23 protein-coding genes are annotated in these 22,485 nt (G+C 43.4%); 6 read left to right on the top strand and 17 right to left on the bottom strand.

What is annotated here, in order from left to right; translation table 11 throughout:
- Nucleotides 1-33 precede the first annotated feature (33 nt).
- The 3 genes from MKX34_RS13330 to MKX34_RS13320 all read right to left on the bottom strand — a co-directional run bounded on the left by MKX34_RS13330 (nt 34) and on the right by MKX34_RS13320 (nt 3,309).
- The gene (locus tag MKX34_RS13330; protein WP_038570403.1) at nt 34-897 is read right to left on the bottom strand and encodes a carbohydrate ABC transporter permease; all 864 of its coding nucleotides are present in this window, start codon (nt 895-897) and stop codon (nt 34-36) included.
- Entirely contained in the window at nt 894-1,847 is a 954-nt protein-coding gene (locus MKX34_RS13325; RefSeq protein ID WP_036686279.1) for a sugar ABC transporter permease, read from the bottom strand. The genes MKX34_RS13330 and MKX34_RS13325 overlap by 4 nt, the downstream gene beginning before the upstream one ends.
- Before the next feature lie 103 nt (nt 1,848-1,950).
- A complete protein-coding gene (locus tag MKX34_RS13320; protein ID WP_036686277.1) occupies nt 1,951-3,309 on the bottom strand; it encodes an extracellular solute-binding protein in 1,359 nt (452 codons plus the stop codon).
- A 292-nt stretch (nt 3,310-3,601) separates the two neighbouring features.
- Here MKX34_RS13320 and MKX34_RS13315 point away from each other — a divergent pair, with 292 nt between their 5' ends.
- A complete protein-coding gene (locus MKX34_RS13315; RefSeq protein ID WP_036686275.1) occupies nt 3,602-3,814 on the top strand; it encodes a hypothetical protein in 213 nt (70 codons plus the stop codon).
- A gap of 78 nt (nt 3,815-3,892) precedes the next feature.
- Here MKX34_RS13315 and MKX34_RS13310 read toward each other — a convergent pair whose 3' ends face one another.
- The 4 genes from MKX34_RS13310 to MKX34_RS13295 all read right to left on the bottom strand — a co-directional run bounded on the left by MKX34_RS13310 (nt 3,893) and on the right by MKX34_RS13295 (nt 7,476).
- The gene (locus MKX34_RS13310; protein ID WP_169744764.1) at nt 3,893-4,054 is read right to left on the bottom strand and encodes a hypothetical protein; all 162 of its coding nucleotides are present in this window, start codon (nt 4,052-4,054) and stop codon (nt 3,893-3,895) included.
- Between the two features lie 144 nt (nt 4,055-4,198).
- Nucleotides 4,199-5,092 carry a polysaccharide deacetylase family protein gene (locus tag MKX34_RS13305; RefSeq protein ID WP_076297714.1) on the bottom strand — a complete coding sequence of 298 codons (894 nt, stop codon included), beginning with the start codon at nt 5,090-5,092 and terminating at the stop codon, nt 4,199-4,201.
- 141 nt (nt 5,093-5,233) lie between these two features.
- Nucleotides 5,234-5,827, bottom strand: a complete 594-nt coding sequence (locus tag MKX34_RS13300) for a TIGR00730 family Rossman fold protein (RefSeq protein WP_036686273.1) — start codon at nt 5,825-5,827, stop codon at nt 5,234-5,236.
- A gap of 89 nt (nt 5,828-5,916) precedes the next feature.
- Entirely contained in the window at nt 5,917-7,476 is a 1,560-nt protein-coding gene (locus MKX34_RS13295; protein ID WP_076297713.1) for a hypothetical protein, read from the bottom strand.
- Nucleotides 7,477-7,670: 194 nt separating this feature from the next.
- On the opposite strand from MKX34_RS13295, the gene MKX34_RS13290 reads away from it, so the two are divergent.
- Nucleotides 7,671-8,342 (top strand): tetratricopeptide repeat protein, encoded by a 672-nt coding sequence (locus tag MKX34_RS13290; RefSeq protein WP_076183453.1) that lies wholly within the window; start codon nt 7,671-7,673, stop codon nt 8,340-8,342.
- 86 nt (nt 8,343-8,428) lie between these two features.
- On the opposite strand, the gene MKX34_RS13285 is transcribed toward MKX34_RS13290, so the two are convergent.
- From MKX34_RS13285 to rpiA, 5 genes are all read right to left on the bottom strand, one after another.
- Nucleotides 8,429-11,590 (bottom strand): MMPL family transporter, encoded by a 3,162-nt coding sequence (locus tag MKX34_RS13285; protein ID WP_076213027.1) that lies wholly within the window; start codon nt 11,588-11,590, stop codon nt 8,429-8,431.
- Nucleotides 11,587-12,042 (bottom strand): MarR family transcriptional regulator, encoded by a 456-nt coding sequence (locus tag MKX34_RS13280; RefSeq protein ID WP_036686266.1) that lies wholly within the window; start codon nt 12,040-12,042, stop codon nt 11,587-11,589. Before MKX34_RS13280 ends, MKX34_RS13285 begins: the two co-directional genes overlap by 4 nt.
- A 172-nt stretch (nt 12,043-12,214) precedes the next feature.
- A complete protein-coding gene (locus MKX34_RS13275) occupies nt 12,215-12,655 on the bottom strand; it encodes a GNAT family N-acetyltransferase (RefSeq protein WP_076297712.1) in 441 nt (146 codons plus the stop codon).
- A gap of 3 nt (nt 12,656-12,658) precedes the next feature.
- Nucleotides 12,659-13,084 (bottom strand): VanZ family protein, encoded by a 426-nt coding sequence (locus tag MKX34_RS13270; protein ID WP_051491448.1) that lies wholly within the window; start codon nt 13,082-13,084, stop codon nt 12,659-12,661.
- A gap of 47 nt (nt 13,085-13,131) precedes the next feature.
- The gene (gene rpiA, locus MKX34_RS13265) at nt 13,132-13,812 is read right to left on the bottom strand and encodes a ribose-5-phosphate isomerase RpiA (protein WP_143758722.1); all 681 of its coding nucleotides are present in this window, start codon (nt 13,810-13,812) and stop codon (nt 13,132-13,134) included.
- A gap of 81 nt (nt 13,813-13,893) precedes the next feature.
- Here rpiA and MKX34_RS13260 point away from each other — a divergent pair, with 81 nt between their 5' ends.
- A complete protein-coding gene (locus MKX34_RS13260; protein WP_076179013.1) occupies nt 13,894-14,091 on the top strand; it encodes a hypothetical protein in 198 nt (65 codons plus the stop codon).
- 152 nt (nt 14,092-14,243) lie between these two features.
- Here the strand turns inward: MKX34_RS13260 and MKX34_RS13255 are convergent, their stop codons facing one another.
- The gene (locus MKX34_RS13255; RefSeq protein ID WP_076101672.1) at nt 14,244-14,699 is read right to left on the bottom strand and encodes a hypothetical protein; all 456 of its coding nucleotides are present in this window, start codon (nt 14,697-14,699) and stop codon (nt 14,244-14,246) included.
- 231 nt (nt 14,700-14,930) lie between these two features.
- Here MKX34_RS13255 and fsa point away from each other — a divergent pair, with 231 nt between their 5' ends.
- The gene (gene fsa / locus MKX34_RS13250) at nt 14,931-15,578 is read left to right on the top strand and encodes a fructose-6-phosphate aldolase (RefSeq protein ID WP_036686257.1); all 648 of its coding nucleotides are present in this window, start codon (nt 14,931-14,933) and stop codon (nt 15,576-15,578) included.
- A 56-nt stretch (nt 15,579-15,634) separates the two neighbouring features.
- Here fsa and MKX34_RS13245 read toward each other — a convergent pair whose 3' ends face one another.
- The 3 genes from MKX34_RS13245 to MKX34_RS13235 all read right to left on the bottom strand — a co-directional run bounded on the left by MKX34_RS13245 (nt 15,635) and on the right by MKX34_RS13235 (nt 20,696).
- Entirely contained in the window at nt 15,635-16,948 is a 1,314-nt protein-coding gene (locus tag MKX34_RS13245; RefSeq protein WP_081384095.1) for an MFS transporter, read from the bottom strand.
- Nucleotides 16,949-17,080: 132 nt separating this feature from the next.
- Complete coding sequence (gene helD, locus MKX34_RS13240) at nt 17,081-19,432, bottom strand: RNA polymerase recycling motor HelD (RefSeq protein ID WP_038570373.1); 2,352 nt, start codon at nt 19,430-19,432, stop codon at nt 17,081-17,083.
- 220 nt (nt 19,433-19,652) lie between these two features.
- Nucleotides 19,653-20,696 carry an aromatic acid exporter family protein gene (locus MKX34_RS13235; protein ID WP_038570371.1) on the bottom strand — a complete coding sequence of 348 codons (1,044 nt, stop codon included), beginning with the start codon at nt 20,694-20,696 and terminating at the stop codon, nt 19,653-19,655.
- A 184-nt stretch (nt 20,697-20,880) separates the two neighbouring features.
- Between MKX34_RS13235 and MKX34_RS13230 the strand changes: the two genes are divergently transcribed.
- The gene (locus MKX34_RS13230; protein WP_036686251.1) at nt 20,881-21,384 is read left to right on the top strand and encodes a hypothetical protein; all 504 of its coding nucleotides are present in this window, start codon (nt 20,881-20,883) and stop codon (nt 21,382-21,384) included.
- Between the two features lie 68 nt (nt 21,385-21,452).
- Here the strand turns inward: MKX34_RS13230 and MKX34_RS13225 are convergent, their stop codons facing one another.
- Nucleotides 21,453-22,007: a phosphatase PAP2 family protein gene (locus MKX34_RS13225; protein WP_339205182.1), complete on the bottom strand. Its 555-nt coding sequence runs from the start codon at nt 22,005-22,007 to the stop codon at nt 21,453-21,455.
- Between the two features lie 198 nt (nt 22,008-22,205).
- Between MKX34_RS13225 and hfq the strand changes: the two genes are divergently transcribed.
- Nucleotides 22,206-22,427 (top strand): RNA chaperone Hfq, encoded by a 222-nt coding sequence (hfq, locus tag MKX34_RS13220; protein ID WP_036686247.1) that lies wholly within the window; start codon nt 22,206-22,208, stop codon nt 22,425-22,427.
- Nucleotides 22,428-22,485: the final 58 nt, after the last annotated feature.

Here is a 22,485-nt window from a genome sequence, read left to right as displayed (position 1 = left end):
CCGCCTATTCCCTGTAAAGATCAAAAAGTAAGATCAGCTCTTAATAGCTCCAGAAGTAAGTCCAGCAATCACCCAGCGGCTAAATAACAGGAATACAATCAGCAGTGGCAAGGTTGCCGTAAATGTTGCTGACATGATCATTCCGTAGTCTAGACCATCGCGATTGGAGAACAGCTGCTGGAGCGCAATTTGAATTGTGAAATGCTCTTGATTCTTCAGTACCACTAAAGGCCAGAAGAAGTCATTCCAAACGGTCATAAAGTTCAGGATACCTAGTGTTGCCATAGCTGGAGTAATGACCGGGATAGCGATGTTCCAGAAGATCCGGAAATGTCCGCCGCCATCGATCCGACCTGCTTCAATCAATTCCGTATGTACAGCTGTAGTGATATACTGCCGCATCCAGAAGATCCCGAAAGCATTAACCATCGCCGGAACAATAAGTGCCTTGAAGGAGTCTATCCAGTGGAGCTTGGCCATAATTACGTAAGTAGGTAATACACCAAGCTGCTGTGGCACAAATAATGTAGCAATTACAAAGTAGAACAGAAAATTTTTAAACGGAAATTCATATTTGGCAAAGGCATAACCTGCCAGTGTACAGAAAAACACGACTGATATTGTAACCATAGATGAGACAAATAAAGAGTTGCCCAAGGCTTGAAAGAAGTCTGTTTTGTCCAGTACCCGCTGAAAATTCTCAAAAAACTGGTCTCCAACCGTAAGTAAAGGTGGCACATGGAATACTGCGCCTCTGTCATTAGTGCCAACTACAAACATCCAGTAAAAAGGAAAGATGGACACGAGCGCACCAACAATCAGCAATAGATAAAATCCTAACTTGCCGATGATCCCTAGATCATCCGGATCTTTTTTAAATACACGCAGCGTACTCACGCTTTACCCCCTCCCGTATCTCCACCCATGCGATTTGAGACCAGCATATTGAGGACAGAGAAAATAATCGTGACCAGGAACAGCAAGACTGCCGTAGCTGCTGCCGTACCAAAAAATCCGTTGCGGAATGCTTCGCTATACAAATAAGTAACCATAGTGATTCCTTCCTGACGTGTAGATCCAGTTCCCGCTTGGCCCAAAAATACATAAGGCTCAGTGAACAGCTGCAAGGCACCTATAGTAGAAAGCAAGGTAACAAATACAATGAATGGCTTCAATAGCGGTAACGTTATAAACGTTAGCTGTTGTCTTCTGTTCGCACCATCAATACGAGCCGCTTCATATAGATCCGTAGGGATGCTTTGCAATCCTGATAGAAAAATAATGGCATTATACCCCGTCCAGCGCCACATTACCATCGTAGAAATCGCGATTTTAACGCCCCACCAACCAGAGTTGAAGGCCATACTATCTAATCCCAAGCCGTTTAGAATCCAGTTGATCATTCCGTTGTTGCCAAACAGTGTACTGAACACGAGCGTAACCGCAACGATAGACGTAATATTAGGCATAAAAAATAAAACCCGGAAAGTCTTCTTAAAGCGAGTCATCGCTGAATTCAGCAAAACAGCAATCAATAGAGCTAGTAATATCTGTGGAACAGTACCCATAAGGCCCATAATTAAAGTGTTGCTAAAAGAAATCCAGAAAGTCGGATCACTTGTGACCAGATCATAGTTTTTCCACCCTACAAATTTCATAGGATTCAGGGCATCCCATTTAAAGAACGAGAGATAGATCGTGAAAAAGATCGGATATAGTCCAAATATCGAGAACAGAATAAAAAAGGGCGAAATAAATGTGTACGCAGTGATGCGGCTCCTTCTTTGTTCAGTTAAAAAGCGGCGCTTGCTCTCGGCATGCGGACTTGAAATAACAGGTTGTGCCATGTCACACCTCCAGGTAATCTAACGTGTAAATCCGAATTCACAGAGAATGTTTCACTCTATGAATCCGGACCTTCTAGAAATTGAATTTCAAAAGCTTGAAATCTTAGCTGCGTTCAGCCAATGTTTTCGCTTGTTTTACTGCTTCGTTCCATTCTTTGGTCGGATCTGCTTTTTTCTCCAACACATTTTTCAATGCGTTTTTGAAGAAAGTATCGGTTTGGTCATGAAGCGGACCGTAGTATACAGGTTTTACCCGGTTTGCTGCTTTACCGAATTCTACAGCGGTTTGTTGTCCACCGAAGAAATCATCTTTGAAATCTACGAATGCAGGATCTTCATACAGGGCAGGAATGGAAGGCATAAGTCCTTTGGTTTTGAAAGATTCCAGTTGGTTTTCCTTGTTATCCATCCATGCGATAAAGTCATAAGCTTCTTTCGAGTGTTTTCCTTCTTTTGGCAGCGTCAGGAACGAACCACCCCAGTTACCAGCACCTTCAGGGAGCTGAGCAATTTTCCATTTCCCAGAGGAGTCTGGAGCATTACTCTTAACATTTCCTGCCATCCAAGCTGGTCCCATAACTACTGCAAATGAACCGTCGTTCATACCTTGACCCCATTCAGGAGACCAGAGCATAACATTGCTGATCCAGCCTTCTTGAATACCTTTAACCGTGAAATCATAAGCTTTTTTGACTTGCGGATTGGTATCTCCAATAAAGCTGCCATCAGCTTTGCTGAAATAGATTTCATCAGCAGATTGGTCACGCAAAGCATTAAAGGTAAGATCCGTAAGGTCTACAAATGGTTTGCCTGTTTTTTCTTTGAAAGCTTTGGCAACAGCTGCGAACTTATCCCAAGTATCAATAGCAGCGCCGAATCCTTCGGAATCACTTGGCAGTCCAGCCTCTTCAGCCAAATCTGTGCGGTAATATACGACCGTTGGGCCGATATCTGTTGGAAGACCCAGCTGGAAGCTGCCATCTACGGAAGATGCTTGTTTCCATTTCCAATCCAGATAGTTGGCTTGAATATCTTTGGCACCCAGATCATTCAGGTTATAGAACTTGTCCTGAGCGTTGATGAAACGTTCCATGAAACCGATTTCAAGTTGGAAAATATCAGGTGCACCCGATCCGGCCGACAAAGCAGTGGTCAAATTATTATGGTGAGCGGTTTGGTCACCGGTATTTTGCACTTTGATCGTAATGTTTGGATGTTCCTTAGTGTACTCCTTCGCTAAATCCTCGTAGTTCACGTTGCCCAGCGTCCAGAAAGAAAGTTCGATTTTCTCAGCCGGTTCTGTTCCCTCATCTTTAGTGGGTTCACTAGTGCTTGCTGCGTTGTTACCTGTATTTTTGTTCGATGTGTTGTTGTTCTCGGCGTTGTTGCCTCCGCATGCTGCCAGTGAACCTACGAGCATGATAGCGACTAACGATAGCGCCAAGTGTTTTACTTTATTCATTCCCCTGTACCCCTTTCAAAGGTTTCTCTTACAAGAATTAGTGTACAGGGTTTAAATTCTTTTTTTGAGGAGGTAAACTTCCGATTTATGGTGGAAATAATTACGAAACGCGGAAAAGCTCAAACAAATATTTCGTACAGGCCTATACCTGCTAAGGAGGGAGTATAGAATTTTGTCCAATTATGTTCCTCACAGGATACATGTACTTCATCTTAAATTGGATTTCTTGTGCTTCCGCAGGTATACTATTTTTATTTCTTACTTCATTACATGATCAAAGGAGTTATTCCCCATGCCAATTAATCGCCCGCTGCTAACCGACAGCGATTTCCAAGAAGCCGTTGACCGCAAATTACCTGTTCGTGTATTTCAGGACGATCATTTAGTAAATTCAGGAGCTACCGTTGTCCGCTTCACTGATTTCGATGTTGTTATTCAATCTAGAGTTAGTGATCTGACTTACTACTCTCGCAAGAGCTGCGAATTTTTTGAGGTCAGACCCTAAAGAAAGCCGGAATGCAATGATCTCTAAGATCATCGCGTTCCGGCTTTCTTTAACAAACATAGGTTATAGCTTTCATACTTAATTTTTGTTGTAGGTGCTGTACACTTTCATTTTCTCATTCAGAACTTCCTGGAAACTCATTCTCTTCTTGTCTGCTTTCCCTTGCTTGGGATTGACCACGGGTTGAGGTCTAAAAAACTGATGATTGTAAGCCATAAGATTATGTACGATCACATTCATTGGATTTCAACCTCCTTCCGTGATGTTCCTGAATTTTGCATTTCTGCTTAATTACTTACGGCTTATTTACCCAGCTTCGCCAAAATTTAAACAGTTTTATCAGATTCATATTAAAAAATGAAAAAGTGCACTCTTTACAATATGCTAAATACATCTTTGTAAATCACGTATGTCTTTCCACGAAATAAGTTTAATCTCCTCATTGATAATCAATTGCTTAATTTCAATATCATTTAGAAGACGATATTCCAATTCTCTTTCTGTATAACATTTCGTCATTGCTATTAATTGATCTGTTATTTTAGATGGATGTATAGTTAACTGTGTTATTCCAGGTTTTAAATTCTTTAACAATTCAGTTAATCTCATTTTCATTTTGCTATATTCCGCAGCAGGGTAAAAACAGTAAGGAAGAGAAATTATATCATCGATTAAGAAAATCCCCCTTTCTTTTGCTGAAGAAATTCTTTTTTGAAACAATCTCAACTGATCATTATTAAAAAAGGGTTGTTCTAATATCCTAATAGGTAAATTAAAGGGTAAGCGGTACTTTTCACACAAATCAAATATTATTTCTAAAAAATCTCGCCCAGTGTATAACCCCATAATACTCCCCCCATGACTATCCAGATGAGTTGGATCAATGTCTTGTACGATTGCACTTTGGATTTGCGATTCTAACTCTATTCTAATCTCGTCATCAGCAGCGTTTCTTTCCAGAAGAGTGGCATCTTGATGAAAATACCCTTCATCCGTAATTAAGCTACTCAAGATTTTTTCTTTGAATACTGGTTGATACGGATATTTCTCGCCGCTCGTTAGCGTTAGATGAATTCCAATATTCTTTATTCCTTTCCAATTAATTATCTTCATAGCGTCACTTGATTCTGTGCAAGGCATCATAATAGATGTAGATGTTATAGCTTTTCCTTCAAATAAGTTAACAATAGCTTCATTAGTTCCTTTAGTTATTCCGAAATCGTCGGCATTAATTATTAACAGACGGTCGTCAGCCGCAAAGCCTAATTTTCGAATCATAAACCTTCCCCCTATTACTGAATGATTTAACAAAAAGAAAATAAAAAATAAGGACGTAGACACCGTGAAGTGTTTGCGTCCTTATTGTGAATAGTGTGTTAAACCAATTATTCGCACCTTAGAGCAGTGGAAACCTTGAATCTAGCGTTGTGACGGGAACCTTGCTTTCCCCTTCGTTTCATTACTATGATCAATCCGACCGCGCATCAGTTCAAGCAAATATTCGGGATCTGAGTTCGTATGCAGCATTTGGAGTGCAGTTTTTGGTGCAAAACCTTCAGCCACACTATGTGAAATCAAGGCTTGCAGTGGATTAAAATAACCTCGAACATTCAGCAGCCCTATAGGCTTCTGATGAATACCAATCTGCATCCAGCACAGAATTTCAAACAGCTCATCAAAGGTTCCAAGACCTCCCGGCAAAGCAATAAAAGCATCCGCCATACCGCTCATTACCGCCTTACGTTCATGCATACTGGAGACCTCAATCAAATTCGTCAATCCGGAGTGTCTGATTTCATCTTGAAAAAGATCCACTGGCATAATTCCTACAGCTTCGCCGCCATTCGCAAGTACCCCGTCCGCAACCTGTCCCATAAGGCCATTCCGCGAACCTCCATAGACCAACCTACAGCCTTGTGCCGCTATATGATAACCTAATTCCCTAGCCATTTCCGTATATTCAGAGTTAAGACCTGGATTCGATCCGGCAAACACGCATATTGTAAAAGCCATTCCTATCACTCCAGACTGGTTATTATGGTGCAATTGAGATTAATTCACTTATTGTACCTCAGAATATTAATATAGGTGTTAAATGAAAGTCATCTTTTTGTCTGTAATGTTAATTGGTACAGCGTACTATTCCACTCCGCAGAAAGACCTAGAGCTTTAGCCAAAGCTGCTGCTGGAACTAGCGAAGTATAGCTTACTTTAATGGATTCTGCTGACGGTAATGAAATTTTCTTCCCAGCTTTCGTCAACGTCAGTTCCCCCTCCAAAGAGAGGGTATATCCCAGACTTTCTGCTACATCCCTAATCGGTACTTTTACACTACCATCCTTAAAAATAGCGGACTGTACGGAGTCAATTTTTTGACCATCTACAATTACAGTAACAGGCTTTAAAATAGGAGATATAGCAAAAGGACGTGAATCAACAGCACTAATTCCGAGTTGACCAAACATATTCGTTCCCCAAGCCACAGCTGTACCATCCTTCAGGACTGCATACTTACTATTCTCACCCTTGGCAAAAGAAACAGGATCACTTAGTCCTTTTATTAACTTAGGCTGCGTAAAAACCAAACGGTTGTCGGTTGTAGGTTGGGTACTCCAAGTCCACACGGTGCCATCTTTTTTAACAGCTACAAAGTTGCCTAAATCCAGCGTAAGTTTCGAGATCGATTTTACGGCTGTAATCTTTTGCAGACCTTGTAGTGAGGTACCAGCTTTCCATACCCAGTATTCTCCTTTTTTATTGGCAACAAGGTTGAACCCGTTTTTCGTCTGGACAGATACAATATCCGTAAGACCGGGCATCTTGCTCATCGTGACTTCGTTATAATTATTGCTGTCAATTGTTCCCCAGACGCTCCCGCTCTCGGTTAAAGCCAGTATACTGCGATCGCTCATGGAAACAGACTTCACATGGTATAAATCCTTAACTGGGGTCGGTTTCTTCATCACGTTCGTGTTCTCTGTTTGCGGGATAGCACTCCAAATCCACAGGGTACCGTTAGTTCGAATGGCGGCATGATAAATACTGCTTCCGATCCACTCCACTTCGCTTAAACCCTGTACCTTAGTGGCAGCAGGCAGCTCTGTATAGCCCACATCTGAAGCTTCTGGAGGATTCCACTGGAGAAGGCTTCCATCGTTTCTCAAAGCTAATGCACTATGCAATCCTGACGTTATACTAACCACATCTGTCATTCCAGAGATCCCTTGAGGAAGCAGAACCTTGTGTTGTTTAGCACTTGCCCCATTGCCAGCTTCTGCAACACTCTTATCCCGATAATCTCCCCAAGCCTTAACCGTGCCGTCATCGTTCAGCGCTACATAGTACGCTTCGCCGATCGCCAGCTGTTTCGTATGTTCAAGCCCAGCTATTTTATGGGGAGTAATCGTCCAACCCTCAGGCCCGGCGGTACCATTAGCAAATTGACCAAAAACATTACTCCCCCATGACCAAACAGTTCCATCAGTTCTCACTGCGAAGGAGCTTCCACCCCAGAAACCAGGCGAAGCAACAATCTCCTTAATCCCACTCAACTTCGCAGGTGATGGAGCTGCACTTATAACTTGAGGGACAGACAATGCAGTCACCAGAGTTGAACAAACCAACAAACTAAGCAGCCTTAGCTTCCTTGCAAATAAGTGCATCTTGATTTTCCCTTCTTATGATATTATTGTAATTATTATTTCTATTACACTAAGACGCTATAAAGCTGACAAAAGTTGTAGTTTATCTTAAATCCCGGGATTCAGATTGGTTTGAATTATGATATAATTACGCTGCCTTAGATCTGCTCTTATTCAACCGCAATACCGGAACCAAATGATCATGGAGGGAAATCATGCTTAAATTTATAGGTATTATGATGCTTTTCAGATTAGTGGGCAACCCTTTTCTGGCTTTATTCATCCTGCTTGTTATCTTGTATTTCTTAGATCGGCGATACGTGGGGATCTTCCCTAGTATTACAAAGCCCTTCAAACGAGTGCGGCAAATCTCCAAGCTGCGCACAACGGTATCTTTGAATCCAAATGATGTTTCTGCTAAATTTGATTTAGCCCGGAATCTGTCAGAACGTAAAAAGTATAAGGAAGCCAAAGATATTCTGCTACAGATCGAAGACCGTTACGAACAGTCTGCCGAATATTGGGTAGAGCTGGGTCATGTGAATCTTAAGCTGGGCGCTTTGGAAGAAGGCGAAGATCAGATGCTTCGTGGTCTAGAAATCAACCGAAAGGCCCAATATGGTCAGCCATATCTTCGGTTAGCGGAAACCTTTCGCCATACAGATCACGATAAAGCGTTGCATTACGTTACTCAATTTCAAGAGATTCAGTCTTCCTCTAGTGAAGCCTATTATTTAGCCGGCTCCATGTACAAAGCACTGGGCAGAACTGAGGATGCTAAACGTGCTTTCGACGAATCCACCGCCATCTACCGTTCGCTACCCAAATATAAAAAACGGCAAGAACGCGGCTGGGCGTTACGTAGCTTTTTTGCCAAGATGAAATAACCTTTGCACTTATATTTCAACCAAAAAACCTCTAGCCGCCTATTTATTTAGGCGAACACTAGAGGTTTTTTTGCTGTGTAGAGTGATTACATGTTTACATCTTGTTTAGTGGGTTCTCCACTTTGTTTGACCGCAAATGGCCACCAGTTCCCACGGCCGAAGATCCGTACCATAACAGGGACAAAAAATGGCAAGAAGATTAGCGCATACAAGGCCAACCCTACGAGCACCACTGTTGCAATCTGCATCATCGACAATACGCCTGAAGGATACATCGATGCGAAGGTGCCGCCCAAAATAACTACCGCTGAAAGAATGACTGTTCCCATATTGCGCATGGCATGCAGGATCGCTTCTCGAACATCCCATGTTTTATATTCGTTAAAGCGGGCCATTAAGAAAATACTATAATCTACACCAAGCGCAATCAGCATAACAAAGCTGAAGAATGGCGTTGTCCAGGTAATCCCTTCAAAGTGCAGAAGGTGAACGAATATAGCCTCTGTAACACCCAATGCCGAAAAATAAGTAATCAAAAGAGAAATAATAAGGTAAATCGGCATTACGATTGAACGAAGCAGCAACACCAAGATGATGAAGATCCCACCCAGCATTAAGATTACTGTACGTGTGTAGTCTTCGTTGGAAATATTACGCAAATCGTTCTGACTGCTTGTAACCCCGCTGATTGCAGACTCCGCATTTTCCAGTTTCGTTCCTTTCACTGCACGATCTACTGCTGCTTGAATATCATCAACACTGTCGATAGCTTCTGAACTATATGGATTCTCAGTGAATACCACATCCAGCGTCATCACCTTACGGTCATCAGACAAGTAGGTATCGAATACCTGCTCTATGCCTTCAGCTTCAAGAGCCTCAGCCGGTACAAAGAATCCACTCAGCTCATCATCCTTAGCCGCTTGAATCTGATTCAAATAATCTTGTGCGGAACCCAGCCCACTGGTAATTTGTTTCAAGCCGTTTGCACTGTCGCTTAATCCAGTAGTTAAGGCTCCTATCTGCCCTGTTAATTGACCAAAACCATCCGCAAGCTGCTGCTGTCCGCCTTGCAATTGATCTAGGCCACTAGTAATGGATGGAATTTTATCTACGATCTGTCCTTGGCCTGTTGCGGCTTGCTCCAGCCCAGATTGCAGCTGACCGATGCCCGCAACGAGCTTAGCTAAACCTTGTGCGAGTGCGCTTTGCCCTGCCGAAGCTTTGGCATAACCAGCATTCGCCTCGTTTAAGCCTGCTGCTGCTCCTTTAAGCTGCTCTGAGATCTGCCCGAGACCCGCCGCCAGCTGCGCTGCCCCAGTACCACTCTGCGTTACGGTGCCTTTAATCGTCAGGTAATTAACATCCTGCAGAATTTCCGGATAACTGCTCTCAAGACCCGTAAAAGAACCATCCAGTCCCTTCAATGCTTCTGCCACACCTTGCAGCTGCTGCGGAAGCTGCCCAAGCCCTTGATCCAACGCAGTTAAACCGCTGCCGATTTTTTTATAGCCCTCCAGCAGCTTCGTATTGGCATCCGCAAGCTGCTTAGCACTAGCAGCTGCCTGTTGAAGTCCTGCTTTGATCTCTCCTGCACCTGCTGAGCCGGTTTTTATTCCGTTCTCAATACGTGCCAGCCCATCACCTAACGCGACGATACCATCTTTCAGCTCTGCTGTGCCTTCCGTCAGCTTAGCGCTGCCTTGAGCAGCCTCTGTAAGCTTAGGTGCATTTTCACTCAGCTGTTTACTTGCTTCAGACAATCCCGTTTGAATCTTGGTCAGTCCCTCACTGGTCTGATCCAGACCGTCAGATAAAGTCCCCACCTGATTCGGGATTAAGAAATCACTGATCAGCTCTCCCGTTGGACGAGACATGCTGCGCACCGATTTTACGCTGTCCACTTTTTCCAGCTCGCGGCTGATTTTTTCTGCAAGTCCAAGATATTCTGAAGTATCCATCCGGTCATCATTTTTGATTACGATCTTGCCAGGCATGGATTCACCCGGCCCGAAACTATCCGAAATGATGTTAAATCCTTTTACCGAGGCATATTCTGAGCCAATTTCCTCCAAGCTGTTGAAGGACAGCTTTCCGCTATAGGTAACAAGGAACGGAGCTACGATTACTGCAACAATTAGCAGCGCGGCCCATGGTCTTTTTAAGGAAAAAGAACCTGCTGCTCCCCAAATACGGCTCTCACTGTGCTCCAGCTTGCCGCGTGAAGGCCAGAAGAGCTTTTTGCCAAGTACCGCCATAAAGAATGGAACAATGGTTACAAGCGCCAGCAGCATAACCGCAATCCCCACGGCAACGGCTACCGCCGAGCGATACAGAATGAATTTGGATAATCCAATCGCTACAAAACCTACGAATACCGCAAGTCCGGAATAGAACACCGTCCCGCCAGCCTTACGATAGGTTGCAATAATAGCACTTTTGGTATCTTCTGCTGTCATCATTTCTTCTTTAAAACGACTGATCAACAGGATACAATAATCCGTACCAATCCCGAACATGACCGCAACCATAAAGATTTGAGTAAACGTAGATAATGGAAAATCATAACGGTCTACTAAAAAAGCCACAACAGACTGAGAAACAATATAGCTGAGTCCTACGGTCAGTAGCGGAACAAACGGTGCCACGAACGAACGGAACACCACGAACAGGATAAGTAAAATAAATACTACCGTAATATATTCCGATTTCTTAAGCCCGGCTTCCGAGCTAGCAATCATATCCTCAGTAATCAGACCCTCACTGGTTAAATAATGATCCGCCTTAACATCTGAGAGTAATTCATCCACTTTATCAGGAAGTGCGGTGACAGACTCTCCTCCGCCTTTGATAGACAAAGCCACCATAATCGTCTTGCCATCCTTGGCAATCAACGTATCCTTAAGTTCACTTTGTGAAAAAGGATCGGTGATGGAACCAATCTGCAGCGTCTCCTTATTCGCAGCCAACTTCTCAACACCCTGCTGGATACTGGCTGTTTCATCGGCTCCGATTCCCTCAGGATTATTGAATACAAGAGCTACCTGATGCAGTGTCTCTCCGCCCTTGTCATTCGCCGCTTCCTTTAAGATCTCTGCCGCTCTAGAAGAGGAATAGCCATCAGGTACAGTAACCTGCCCCTTCTCACGTACAAGATCAGAGAACGAAGGGGCCGTCATGACCAAAACTACGGCCACAGCGAGCCAGATTGCGATAACCGCCCATCTTGCTTTTAGAATCGTCTTCATGGATTCTTCCCTCCATCATCATTCTGAATTAAATTCGCCAGCTTCTCGAACATCATGACGAACATTTCAATATCCTTCTCTTCAAAATGAAACAAATACGGGGAAATCACTTCATGTACCTGCGTCTCCGCTGCTTCAAAAACTCTTTTCCCGTGCTCAGACATCGATAAATACACCTGGCGGCGATCATTCTCGTCACGAGTTCGCTCGATAATACCCGCATGCACCAATCTGTTGATGATTGCTGTAATGGAGCTTTTACCCACGCAAAAAGATTCAGCAAGATATGTAGACGTACATTGTTCCTGAGCATTAATCAACCGAAGAATTTGATACTGATCATTTGTTGTCTCCGCAGCAATACTATCTTTAATTCTTGCTGCTACTTGTCTGGTCACAATCAAATAAGCATCCATGTAGCGATTGATCCAATGTTGCACTTCGTTATCCAAAGCTTCCTACCTCCAAAATATAGTTCAACTGTCGAACAGTTTCATTGTCAAACTATAATACCTGCCTTTATAAAAGTCAATTGGCTTTTTTTCGGGCATTTAAAGGCGAAATGCACAAAAAAACAGGCCGAGATTTCTCCCGACCTGCCATTTTATGACCTCCAAAGACTTTTTAGTCCTCATCCTCGGTCTCTTCAACTTCGTATACACATCTTAACATTTCAATTCCGGCTGCATTCTCTCCTAAGCTGTACACCATGAAACCTAGACTGCGATAAAAATCTGCGGCGATTTCATCCTCAGTCTCAGCTACCAGATAACGCGGCTGACGAGAAGCGAGCAGCTCCAGAATCATCCCCCGTGCATAACCTTTCCCTCTATTCTCTGGCAATACGGCAATATGCCGAATGTCCAAAGAACCGTCTTCGGTTTCTTCGAAGCCTACAAGACCAAGCAGGAGTTCTTCTTCTTCCCAGCCATATAACTGCAGCCCGGCTTGTTCGTTGTACTCAGACGAAGTCTGCTCCAAAGCGTTGGGGTCATCAATGACCGCATACGTCAACAGCTCGTTCACCTCAGGCGAACCAATAAGGGATTTAAGATCTACCAACATTGTTCACATTCCTCCTTCTCTGTTGCTTCTGTACCCGATTCGAAACATACCGTAACCTGTCCATATCCCTAACATGTTTAACAATAAATCATCAATATCAAAGCTTCCCACATGCAGCAGCATTTGCAGAGACTCCAAAAGCAGGATGCAAGGAACAGCATATAAAGAGATTCTTATCCAAGAAATTGGCCGTGTCTTTGCAAGTGGAATTAGTATACCAAATGGAATAAACACAACAACATTTCCAAGCAGATTCACAAACCGGCTGATCAGCGATAACCCGTTATTCATGTCGAAATAAAGTGACACCGTACGTAATGGGATCAAATTGTACTGAAGCGGGCCACCTGTATGAATCTCACGCCCAAAACCGATGAACATCCAATAGATAACAGTAGCACTATACAGAGTCAGCCCTATCCGTGTCAATGCTCTCAGCTTCCGTAAACTGCTAGATTCTCTAGATCTACGAACGATCAATTGCCCGGTTTAACTTCTATAATTTCAATGCTTCCATCTTTTTTACCCACAATAGCCATAGCTGCAATTTCGATAAATAGGCCGTGTTCTACAACTCCCGGAATACTTTGGATGGCCAGTGCCAGCTTCGGTGCGGACTCAATCGCTTCGAACCGGCAGTCTGCGATGTAATTGCCGTTATCTGTCTTGTACAGCTCTTCTCCACTACGACGCAATTCAGGATTGCAACCCAGCTTGGCAAGTTCAGCCACAGTCCATTCCCATGCAAAAGGAACAATTTCTACAGGCAGCGGGAATTTGCCGAGTGTATTTACCACTTTACTCTCATCGGCGATAACGATCATACGAGTACTGTTACTCGCAACAATTTTCTCCCGAAGCAGCGCGCCGCCGCCGCCTTTAATAAGCTGTAGACTACTATCCAGCTCGTCCGCTCCGTCAATGGTCAGGTCCAGACTATCAATATCTCCAAAAGCTACGATTGGAATCCCAAGTTCACGCGCCTGTTCTTCGGAAGCACGGGAGGTTGCTACAGCGGTAATCTTTAGACCTTCACTGACGCGCTCACCAAGTCTGTTGATCGCCCAATAGGCAGTAGAGCCAGTGCCAAGGCCGATCTTCATGCCATCTTTTACAAATTCCACTGCTTTTTCCGCGGCTAATTGTTTAACATTGATACTCATTTTATTACCCCCATGTTATCCGTTATAATGATCTATGATGATGTTGAAATCACCTATTGTTCAGGAGGATTCCGGATGAGAACCGAAAACCAAATTCAATCTAAAATCAACGAATTGACACTGCAGCGCAGATCTCTGGAATCAAGATTAGCTTCATTAACAGAAGACAGTCCACAGCAAGATAACCTACAAACTCAGCTCACTAGAGTTGAAGATATGATCATGATGCTGGAATGGGTGCTTAATGCACCCGTAGGGAAATATCATGCCTAAGTGCTGACTGGCATCCATTATTTTAACAATCAATGTGCCTGAAGCTGTGTTTAACATAAAACGCGATTGCTTCCGGCTGTTTGATTCTTTTTTATATCCAAATTTGTATTATGCTTTGCGCAGAGCAAAAAATCAATATCTTTCACCCTACTCTATGTATATTGTAAATTCACTGCATCCTCTAGATTGAGAACCATCTCTTTTTCTGTGTGATTAGCCGTCCTGTGTAAGTAGGCTTTATGCTCAGAATACGCATTCAAAGGCATTGGCCTACTAATCTTGTCAAGCATATTACGCTCAACATCGGCCAGTAAGTAATCACCTTTACCCGCAGCAACTCTGCACAGAATAATCATAGCTACAGGCTTGTTCACAACAACCGCTCCATTCGACCGCGCAAATACAGTGTATTGAAATAACGGAATGGCCTCAGGTTCTTCAACACCAGCTGCACTAGATTGGTCAAAGATAGAATACATAAGGGAAGGATCACTTGATGCAGTACCGAGTTTCTTCTGATTAGACACCAACTTGCTGTTCTGGTAGGCAAGGAATCCCGCTGCTGCCAGCACAAGCACAAGTAAAATAAGCAATATCGCATACATCATCCCATCCCCACCCCCCACTCCAAAATAACAATTCCGGTTATATATTATCATGGAGGGAGGCCTAAGCCAATCTTATATTATCTGAAATTCAGCGCATACAGGTAATACTGGTTCTATAAAGTTATTTTGAAATATTCAAAATAACAGTTGAAACTTTGATTTGCATGTCTCATAATGTAAATATGAATGTTGCTTGTCAATCCATATGGAAATCAAGGGAGGAAATTTAAAATGAAGTTTTTCTTGGATACCGGAAACATTGAAGAAATCAAACGTATTACTCGCCTGGGACTAGTGGATGGCGTAACGACTAACCCTTCGCTGATCGCTAAAGAAGGAAGATTGTTCAAGGATGTTATCAAAGAAATCGTTGCAATCGTTCCAGGACCTGTAAGCGCAGAAGTAATCGGACTTACAGCAGAAGAAATGCTCAAAGAAGCATACGAAATTGCTGAATGGGCTCCAAACGTTGTAATTAAACTCCCTATGACTGAAGATGGCTTGGAAGCTTGTTATGAGCTTACTAAAAAAGGCATCAAAACTAACGTTACACTAGTATTCTCCGCGGCTCAAGGTTTGATGGCTGCTAAAGCAGGCGCAACTTATATCTCTCCTTTCGTAGGTCGTCTGGATGATATCGGTGTTGATGGAATGAAGCTGATCAAGGATCTGAAGACTATCCTGACTAACTACAACTTGAAATCCGAGATCATTGCAGCAAGTATCCGCAACATTGCACATGTTGAGCAAGCAGCTATTGCTGGTGCTCACATCGCTACAATCCCAGGCTCACTTCTGCCAACCCTCTGGAAGCACCCGCTGACAGATAACGGTATTGAACGTTTCTTGAAGGATTGGGAATCCGTTCCACAAGCCTAAGAATATCTTTTATTCTTTTATCAAGAGGGCTATCCCACAAGCTGCGGCAACGCAGCTTAGGGATAGCCCTTTTTTCCATCCAGAGACATTGCAGAGGTTTGGCGAACACGTTTCGGCCAGATCGGAGGAATTATCTTCTCTGTATCTTTAACGCCTGGTTCTCCCTTTCCCCCCTTACTCGGAGTTACCGCAAATAAGGTCAGCAATCCACCAATTGCCCCTACTGTAGCCATCAACGCGAACAATACCCAATGCCCACTGCTTAACAGCAGCGATACCACCGGCGGTCCCAACGCTACCCCTATAAACCTCATACTACTATAAAGAGCGGTTATCGTGCCGCTGTTCTCCTTCTCAATCCCCTCCGTGATTAAAGCGTCCATACAAGGAAGTACAATCCCGATTCCAACACAGCCTAAACCCATAAATCCTACTAAAAAATAAATGCCTTTGTTGAATCCCGCACAAATCATGGCCGCAGTCAGTAACACCATTCCTCCAAAGCCAAGCCATTTCATTAGCGTTTTATTCTGACCAATGATCTTTCCTGTGCCATAGGAGGACAGACATAAGAGGGCAAGCGGTATCGCCAGCACAAACCCCTTCGTCGCCCCGTGCATTTTATATTTAGTTTCCAGCATTTCTGATAAATAGAATTGGACACCAAAGGTCACAAACATACAAATGCCGCCTATGGCAAAAATAGCATACAGCCAACGCCCTTTTTTACGTAAAACACTCACAATTCCAGCTAAAAACGCTCGGATTTCCTGTTTCTCAGGTTCATCCTTCGCTTCGGGCTTTCGGACGAGAAATAAAACTAACAAAAATGAAATTAGACATAGAATGGGAATTGCAATAAAAGGAGCAAACCAGAGCCATATCCCAAGATAGGCACCAAGAATTGGACTGAGTACTTTACCAAACGTATTGGAGGTCTCAATGATTCCCAGACTCTTGCTCACATCCTCTTCTTCCTTGAACAAATCGCCTACAAAGGGTATTACAATTGGAAAAGCACCCGCTGCACCAATTCCTTGCAACAGACGCCCCGCTAAGATCACCCAATAAGCGCTAACCCCCTTCATAAACCAAGCAGCTACCACGCAGACGGCACCACCAATTGCGGCAATGATTAAACTAGGAAGAATAACCTTCTTTCGCCCAAAACGGTCTGACAGATAACCTGCAATAGGGATCATTACAATTGCCATCAATCCATACACGGTAATCAGCATACTGACTTGAAAAGCACTAATGCCTAGTTCTTTGGAGATCTGCGGCAGAATAGGCAGCAGCATGGAGTTACCGAGGGTCATTATTAGTGGGATTGATGCTAAGGCAAGCAGATCCCATTTTCTTTCCTTCATGAACTGACCACCTTTGTCATTGTGTACAACATTCTTTATTGTGGTTTGTTCGCCCTTCTTTATTCATGAAAACAAAAAAACCGTCCCTCCGCTGCTGCGAAAAGGACGATCTTAAAATGAAGAGATCTATGGTTACAGCGATCCGGCGCTTAAAGATGCCACATTAGCGGACGGAATAAAATGACTAGGTTCACCCAGGCTAAAAATATGCAGTAAGTGCATAGCCCGAGTGCAAGCCGTATAAAACAATTTGCGTTCACTTTCTCTGCCATATTGTTCAGCCGAGCCATCAAAGATGACGACCGCATCAAACTCCACACCTTTTGCTAAATAAGCAGGCAGAACCAGTGTCCCCTTCTGAAAATTCGGCGTTTCCTTTGTAACAAGTCTTACCGGCAGGCTACGATTCAGTTCAGCATGAACCCTTGCGCTTTCCTCCGCTGTTTTGCAGATGACAGCTACATAATGATATCCCTCAGAATGCAGCTTCCGGATATCCTGTTCTACAGCATTCAGAAGCTCCTTCTCGCTGGATACCACACTTAGCTGGGGTTCTTCTCCCCGCCGATTAAACGGTACGATTCGTTCTCCTCCAGGGATCATTGACCGCGTAAACTCCACGATCTCATAAGTTGAACGGTAGCTTTGGGTTAACGAGATCACTTCTGTGTTTTCTTCACCATATATACTTACGAGACTAGACAAATCCCCCAGTACCTCACCTTGTGCATAAATGGCCTGGTTCAGGTCGCCTAATACGGTCATTTTTGCTCTTGGAAACAAACGGCGCATGAACTCTAATTGGAATGGAGAGTAGTCTTGTACTTCATCTACAATCACATGGCGGATCAGTGTGTTGGTCCGGAAGCCTTGGCTTAACTCCTTCAGATAAAGGAATGGCGTAGCGTCTTCATAAGCAAGCTCGTTCACTCCAATAGATTCCAATGTCTGCTCACAGATATCATCCCACACCTCTGGTAAAGGATAATCACCATTGAGGCGCTCCATAAGTTCGCGATCTGTAAATAACGTGCTGTACAAGCCCTTAACGTCCACAAATCGACCCCGTTTAGTCCAACCACGCAGTGGTTTGAGCCGCTGGCTGACTACATAACGAGATAACACTTCTTTTTCGGTATCAAAATCGTCAAAGCTATCCTGCGAAGCTTTCTTCTTCCGGCGCAACATCTGATACGCACGGTGATAATCGCTGGAATCCAGCAGCTCGATCTGATCTTCAACCCACTGTGCATTTCTTTCCTCATGGGTAAAATCTGCGATCTTCTTAAGCAGCCAGCGGATCATCAAATCCACACGATTCGCAAGCTTTATGGCAGGATCGTACGCGTAGAATTGGCGTTCCATTTCTTCTTTACTGACCACTGCTTTCCCTTGAAACATTAAAGGTTTAAAAAGCATGCCCTCCTGTTCCAGCAACGTAGCATATCGCCGAATCACATCTAGGAAAGGTACAGACGATTTATAGGCAATGCCTTCTCTGCGTATAGCCACCTCAGGACCATCAGGAGCATTTAGTAGACTTTCGGTCTGACTAAAGACATCTTCGAGCTGGAATTCATGGCCAAGACGATGTTCCAAATACATTTGAAACGTTGTTTGCTGCATATTTTCTTCGCCTAGCTCCGGGAGCACTGTAGATACATAGCTGTTAAACAGCGGATTCGGTGAGAACAGCAGCATTTGATCTGCTGATAATACTTCACGGTATTTATATAGAAGATAAGCTACCCGCTGCAATGCAGCAGACGTTTTCCCGCTTCCCGCTGCTCCTTGCACAACTAGCATCCTGCTTTTGTCGTTGCGGATAATCGCATTTTGCTCTTTCTGAATTGTAGCAACAATACTTTTCATCCGATCGTCAGCGCTATGACTTAGCACCTGCTGCAGCAGCTCATCCCCGATCGTAACCCCAGTGTCAAACATAACTTCAATTACACCGTCAGCAATAACAAACTGGCGTTTAAGGTTCATTGTTCCGGAGACTAATCCTCCAGGTGTTTCATAAGCAGCGGGACCAGGGGCTCCGTCATAATACAGACTGGAAATAGGCGCACGCCAGTCATAAATCAAAAAGGTACCATCATCCTCCATCAATGATCCAATTCCTAGATAAATCTTTTCCAGCCCGCCAGTTGGTTCCTCGGTGAAATCAATTCGGCCAAAGTAAGGAGAGACAACCAGCTTTTTATATTTTTTCAGCGCTTTGCTTGATTGCAAATGATGACGTTCCCGTTCATTTAGGATTTGGGACTGTTGGCGAAGACTTGTTGAGGTTTCTCCCAAATCATCCGGGCTACTGAAGTTTACGGTTACCTCTTCCCAGAAGTCTTTCCGCATATCCACTACATCACTGCGATGAAGTCCAAGCTCCTCTGATAAATGGCGAATATGGGCTGACAGAAGTTTGGTTACTCCGTCAACCCGTTGCTGTTCCTCTTTCCACTGACTTTCATTGTTATCCACTACATTTCATCCCCTTTTGGAAGGTTGACATTCCATTTGAATCGTGATATGATAAATTTGCATATTTATGTTTTTAAATGCATGTTTATTCGATATCTTCTCATTTTAGCAATTACAAGTTGAGATTTCAAGTATTCTCTTAAATAGATGATCCGGTCCCTAAGGAACCGGATTTTTTTACTGTTACAAAGCTTATATGTTGCTCTTCACAAGGTTATGTTTAGGCTTCGTGCACAGATTCTTTCTCCTCTGCTATACGATTCATCTGATCGGCCACTTTATCTAAGCGCTCCAATTGATATCCGTAATCATAAATCGCCGCTGCCACAACATATAAACGCAGCTGACCTATTTTCTCTGCATTATACCCCAAAATCGCGGTATTCAGAAAATCATCATTGTCTTCTCCCAAGGGTTCGGAATCATTGGCATTGGGCTTTAATTTGTCTTCAAACTTAAGTAAGATGTGCTGATGATATTTGATTAAATGTTCCAAATGATTATCAAATAGAGCATCTGTATGTTCGGTCCGATCCGCCTGGAAATAATGCCGATCTACAGCCTCGAGAACATCGTAACCTTTTTGCAAAGAAGCTAACAGGTTCTTATACACAACCATTTGTCTAGTCTGGCTATACTTGGCCCGTTTTAACTGCTTCTGCTCCTCCTCAAACAATGCATACTTATCCGCCAACGATTTTATGGATGAATGTAAGGCATTTTTTTCATCACGAAATACACTTTCCTTCATCTCATGAGAAACCGCTGTTCTCAGCAATAAAGAGAGGCTTGAAAAAACATTCTCAATTTGCTTAATGTATTGCTTACGAGGTTTTGGAGGAACGACAATAATATTGATTAGAAATGCAGAAACAATACCTGTCAAAGTTAATAAAAAGCGATTAAGTGCGAATTGCCATTCACCCGAAGCCTCCATCACTGTTATTACAGTAACTAACGTAAGACTTATCGTATCCGCCCGGTTGATTTTCATACTGATCATAATGACTAGAATACAGACCAAACCGACTGCTATTGGGCTATTGGATAACAGCATCCCTCCGAGTAAAGCCAGAACGGCCCCCATTGTACTAGTCGTGAGCTGGTCAAGAAAATAACGCCAAGAGCGATAAATAGAGGGCTGCATAGCGAAAATCGCCGCAATCCCTGCACCCACGGCAGAAGGAAATTGAAGCATTACAGCTAAATACAGGGCTAGCGTAACGGCCAAACCTGTTTTAAATATGCGAGCTCCTAAAGCCAAACCTATCCCTCCTAAAAATTAGCCCACGCTACAATATGAACATCAGCGAACCCTCGTACTTCTAATTACCCCAGCCTGGAGTTGATGAATTTTAAGAACATTTAAGCTCTCACTCATGTTTCTTTCAGCTTTCAGGGAATACTAATCCGAGTAGTGCCTATCACATAACATACGAGGTGAGTGAATGAATAACCATATCAAAAGATTAATGACTTTCACAACCGTTATTTTTCTCAGCCTGTCTCCAGCTCTTGCGCCAATTGGAAGTGCTTCTGCTGAGAAAGTAACCCCCACAGCCACCGCACCTGGTGCCCACCCTTCAGAGAAAGGTCACGGTCACCATCCAGGAAAAGACGGAAAGGTTAGGGCTGGTGGACATTTCATTATTTTTGAAACGGCTAAACTGCTGGAAATGGATCGTACAGAGCTAATCAATAGCCTGAAAGCAGGCAAAACGCTCCCGCAGCTTGCTCTTGAGAAAAAAGGCTGGACGGAAGATCAATATATTCAGAAGCTCTGCGAATCGGCAAACCAACGGCTGGATCAAGCCATCACCGAAGGACGTCTGACAAAAGACGAAGCCCAAAAGCTTAAAGCAGGACTTCCTGCGATGCTGAAGCAAAGAATAAGCAAAATGGGACAATTCCAGGATCGCAAAACATCTGAACAACACGTGACGACCCCTTAACCAATCTTCTTCCACATAAAGACGGATATCTTCATGCACTATGAAAGATATCCGTTTTTGTATCTATCCTAATTCGTACGCGAGCTCTTGTAGATTTGAAATAAACAAATGGACAACATCAGCCAAGCGCCACTAGCCATATATCCCCCAATAACGTCACTCGGATAATGAACACCCAAATAGATACGACTCCAGCCAATCCCCACGGTCATGAATACAACGAACATTATTAATAAGACCCGTTCATGCCTCCGCCGCAGATGACGCCACAGTATAAAGGCAATAACGCCGTACAGAGAGAAGGCTGCCATTGAGTGCCCGCTCGGAAAACTATAACCAATCTCTTCGACAATACGATGTAAATTCGGACGTTCTCTGTGAAAACATAACTTCATTATTGTATTCAAGAGCTGTGAGCCTAATCCAACCCATAGGAACAAGATTAATTCAAACCGGTGTTTCAGCAAAAAATAGAGCAGTGCCATGGTAACGATAGATATGCCAATAGCGATCTTAGAGGAACCAATTAGAGATAAACCTTTGGCGAATGAGGTCAACCCCGGTGATTCCGCTGATTGTACCCAATCAATAATATAGTTATCAAAGGTTGATACCTTATTCATACTTACAAGGACAGCTATAACGGCGAAACACGCAGCAAAACCTAAAAAAAAGCGAAAAGCTCTAGACCAGTTCTGATAATAAAGCATAAATACCTCCATGTCTATTCTGGTGACTGTTGATCTCATTTCCAGTGAGGGACTAACCCATGTTATAATTATTGAAAGAAAAAAATTCACAGAAGATGGAGTGCTGCCAAAGTGGAGAGTTTAAAATTGCAAGAACGATTGTTGAACCAGTTCATTTCCACAAAGGTGCCTGTGACGATTTTTACGACGAATGGTGTGAAAATGCAAGGGCTCGTAACCTCGTACGATGCTTTCACAATCACTTTACAAGGTCAAGGTGATGGCAGGCAAAATGTGCTATTCAAATCTGCAGTATCCACTATTGTACCTCTTAAGCCCGTTTCGCTCAAATAGTCTTCTCCCTCATTCACCTCATCAACCAGATAATCACAGGCTTTTATTTTCAAAAAAA

The organism is Paenibacillus sp. FSL R5-0636, assembly GCF_037974255.1.
GTDB lineage: Bacteria > Bacillota > Bacilli > Paenibacillales > Paenibacillaceae > Paenibacillus_AQ > Paenibacillus_AQ odorifer.
This window is presented reverse-complemented; position numbering and strand designations above follow the sequence as displayed.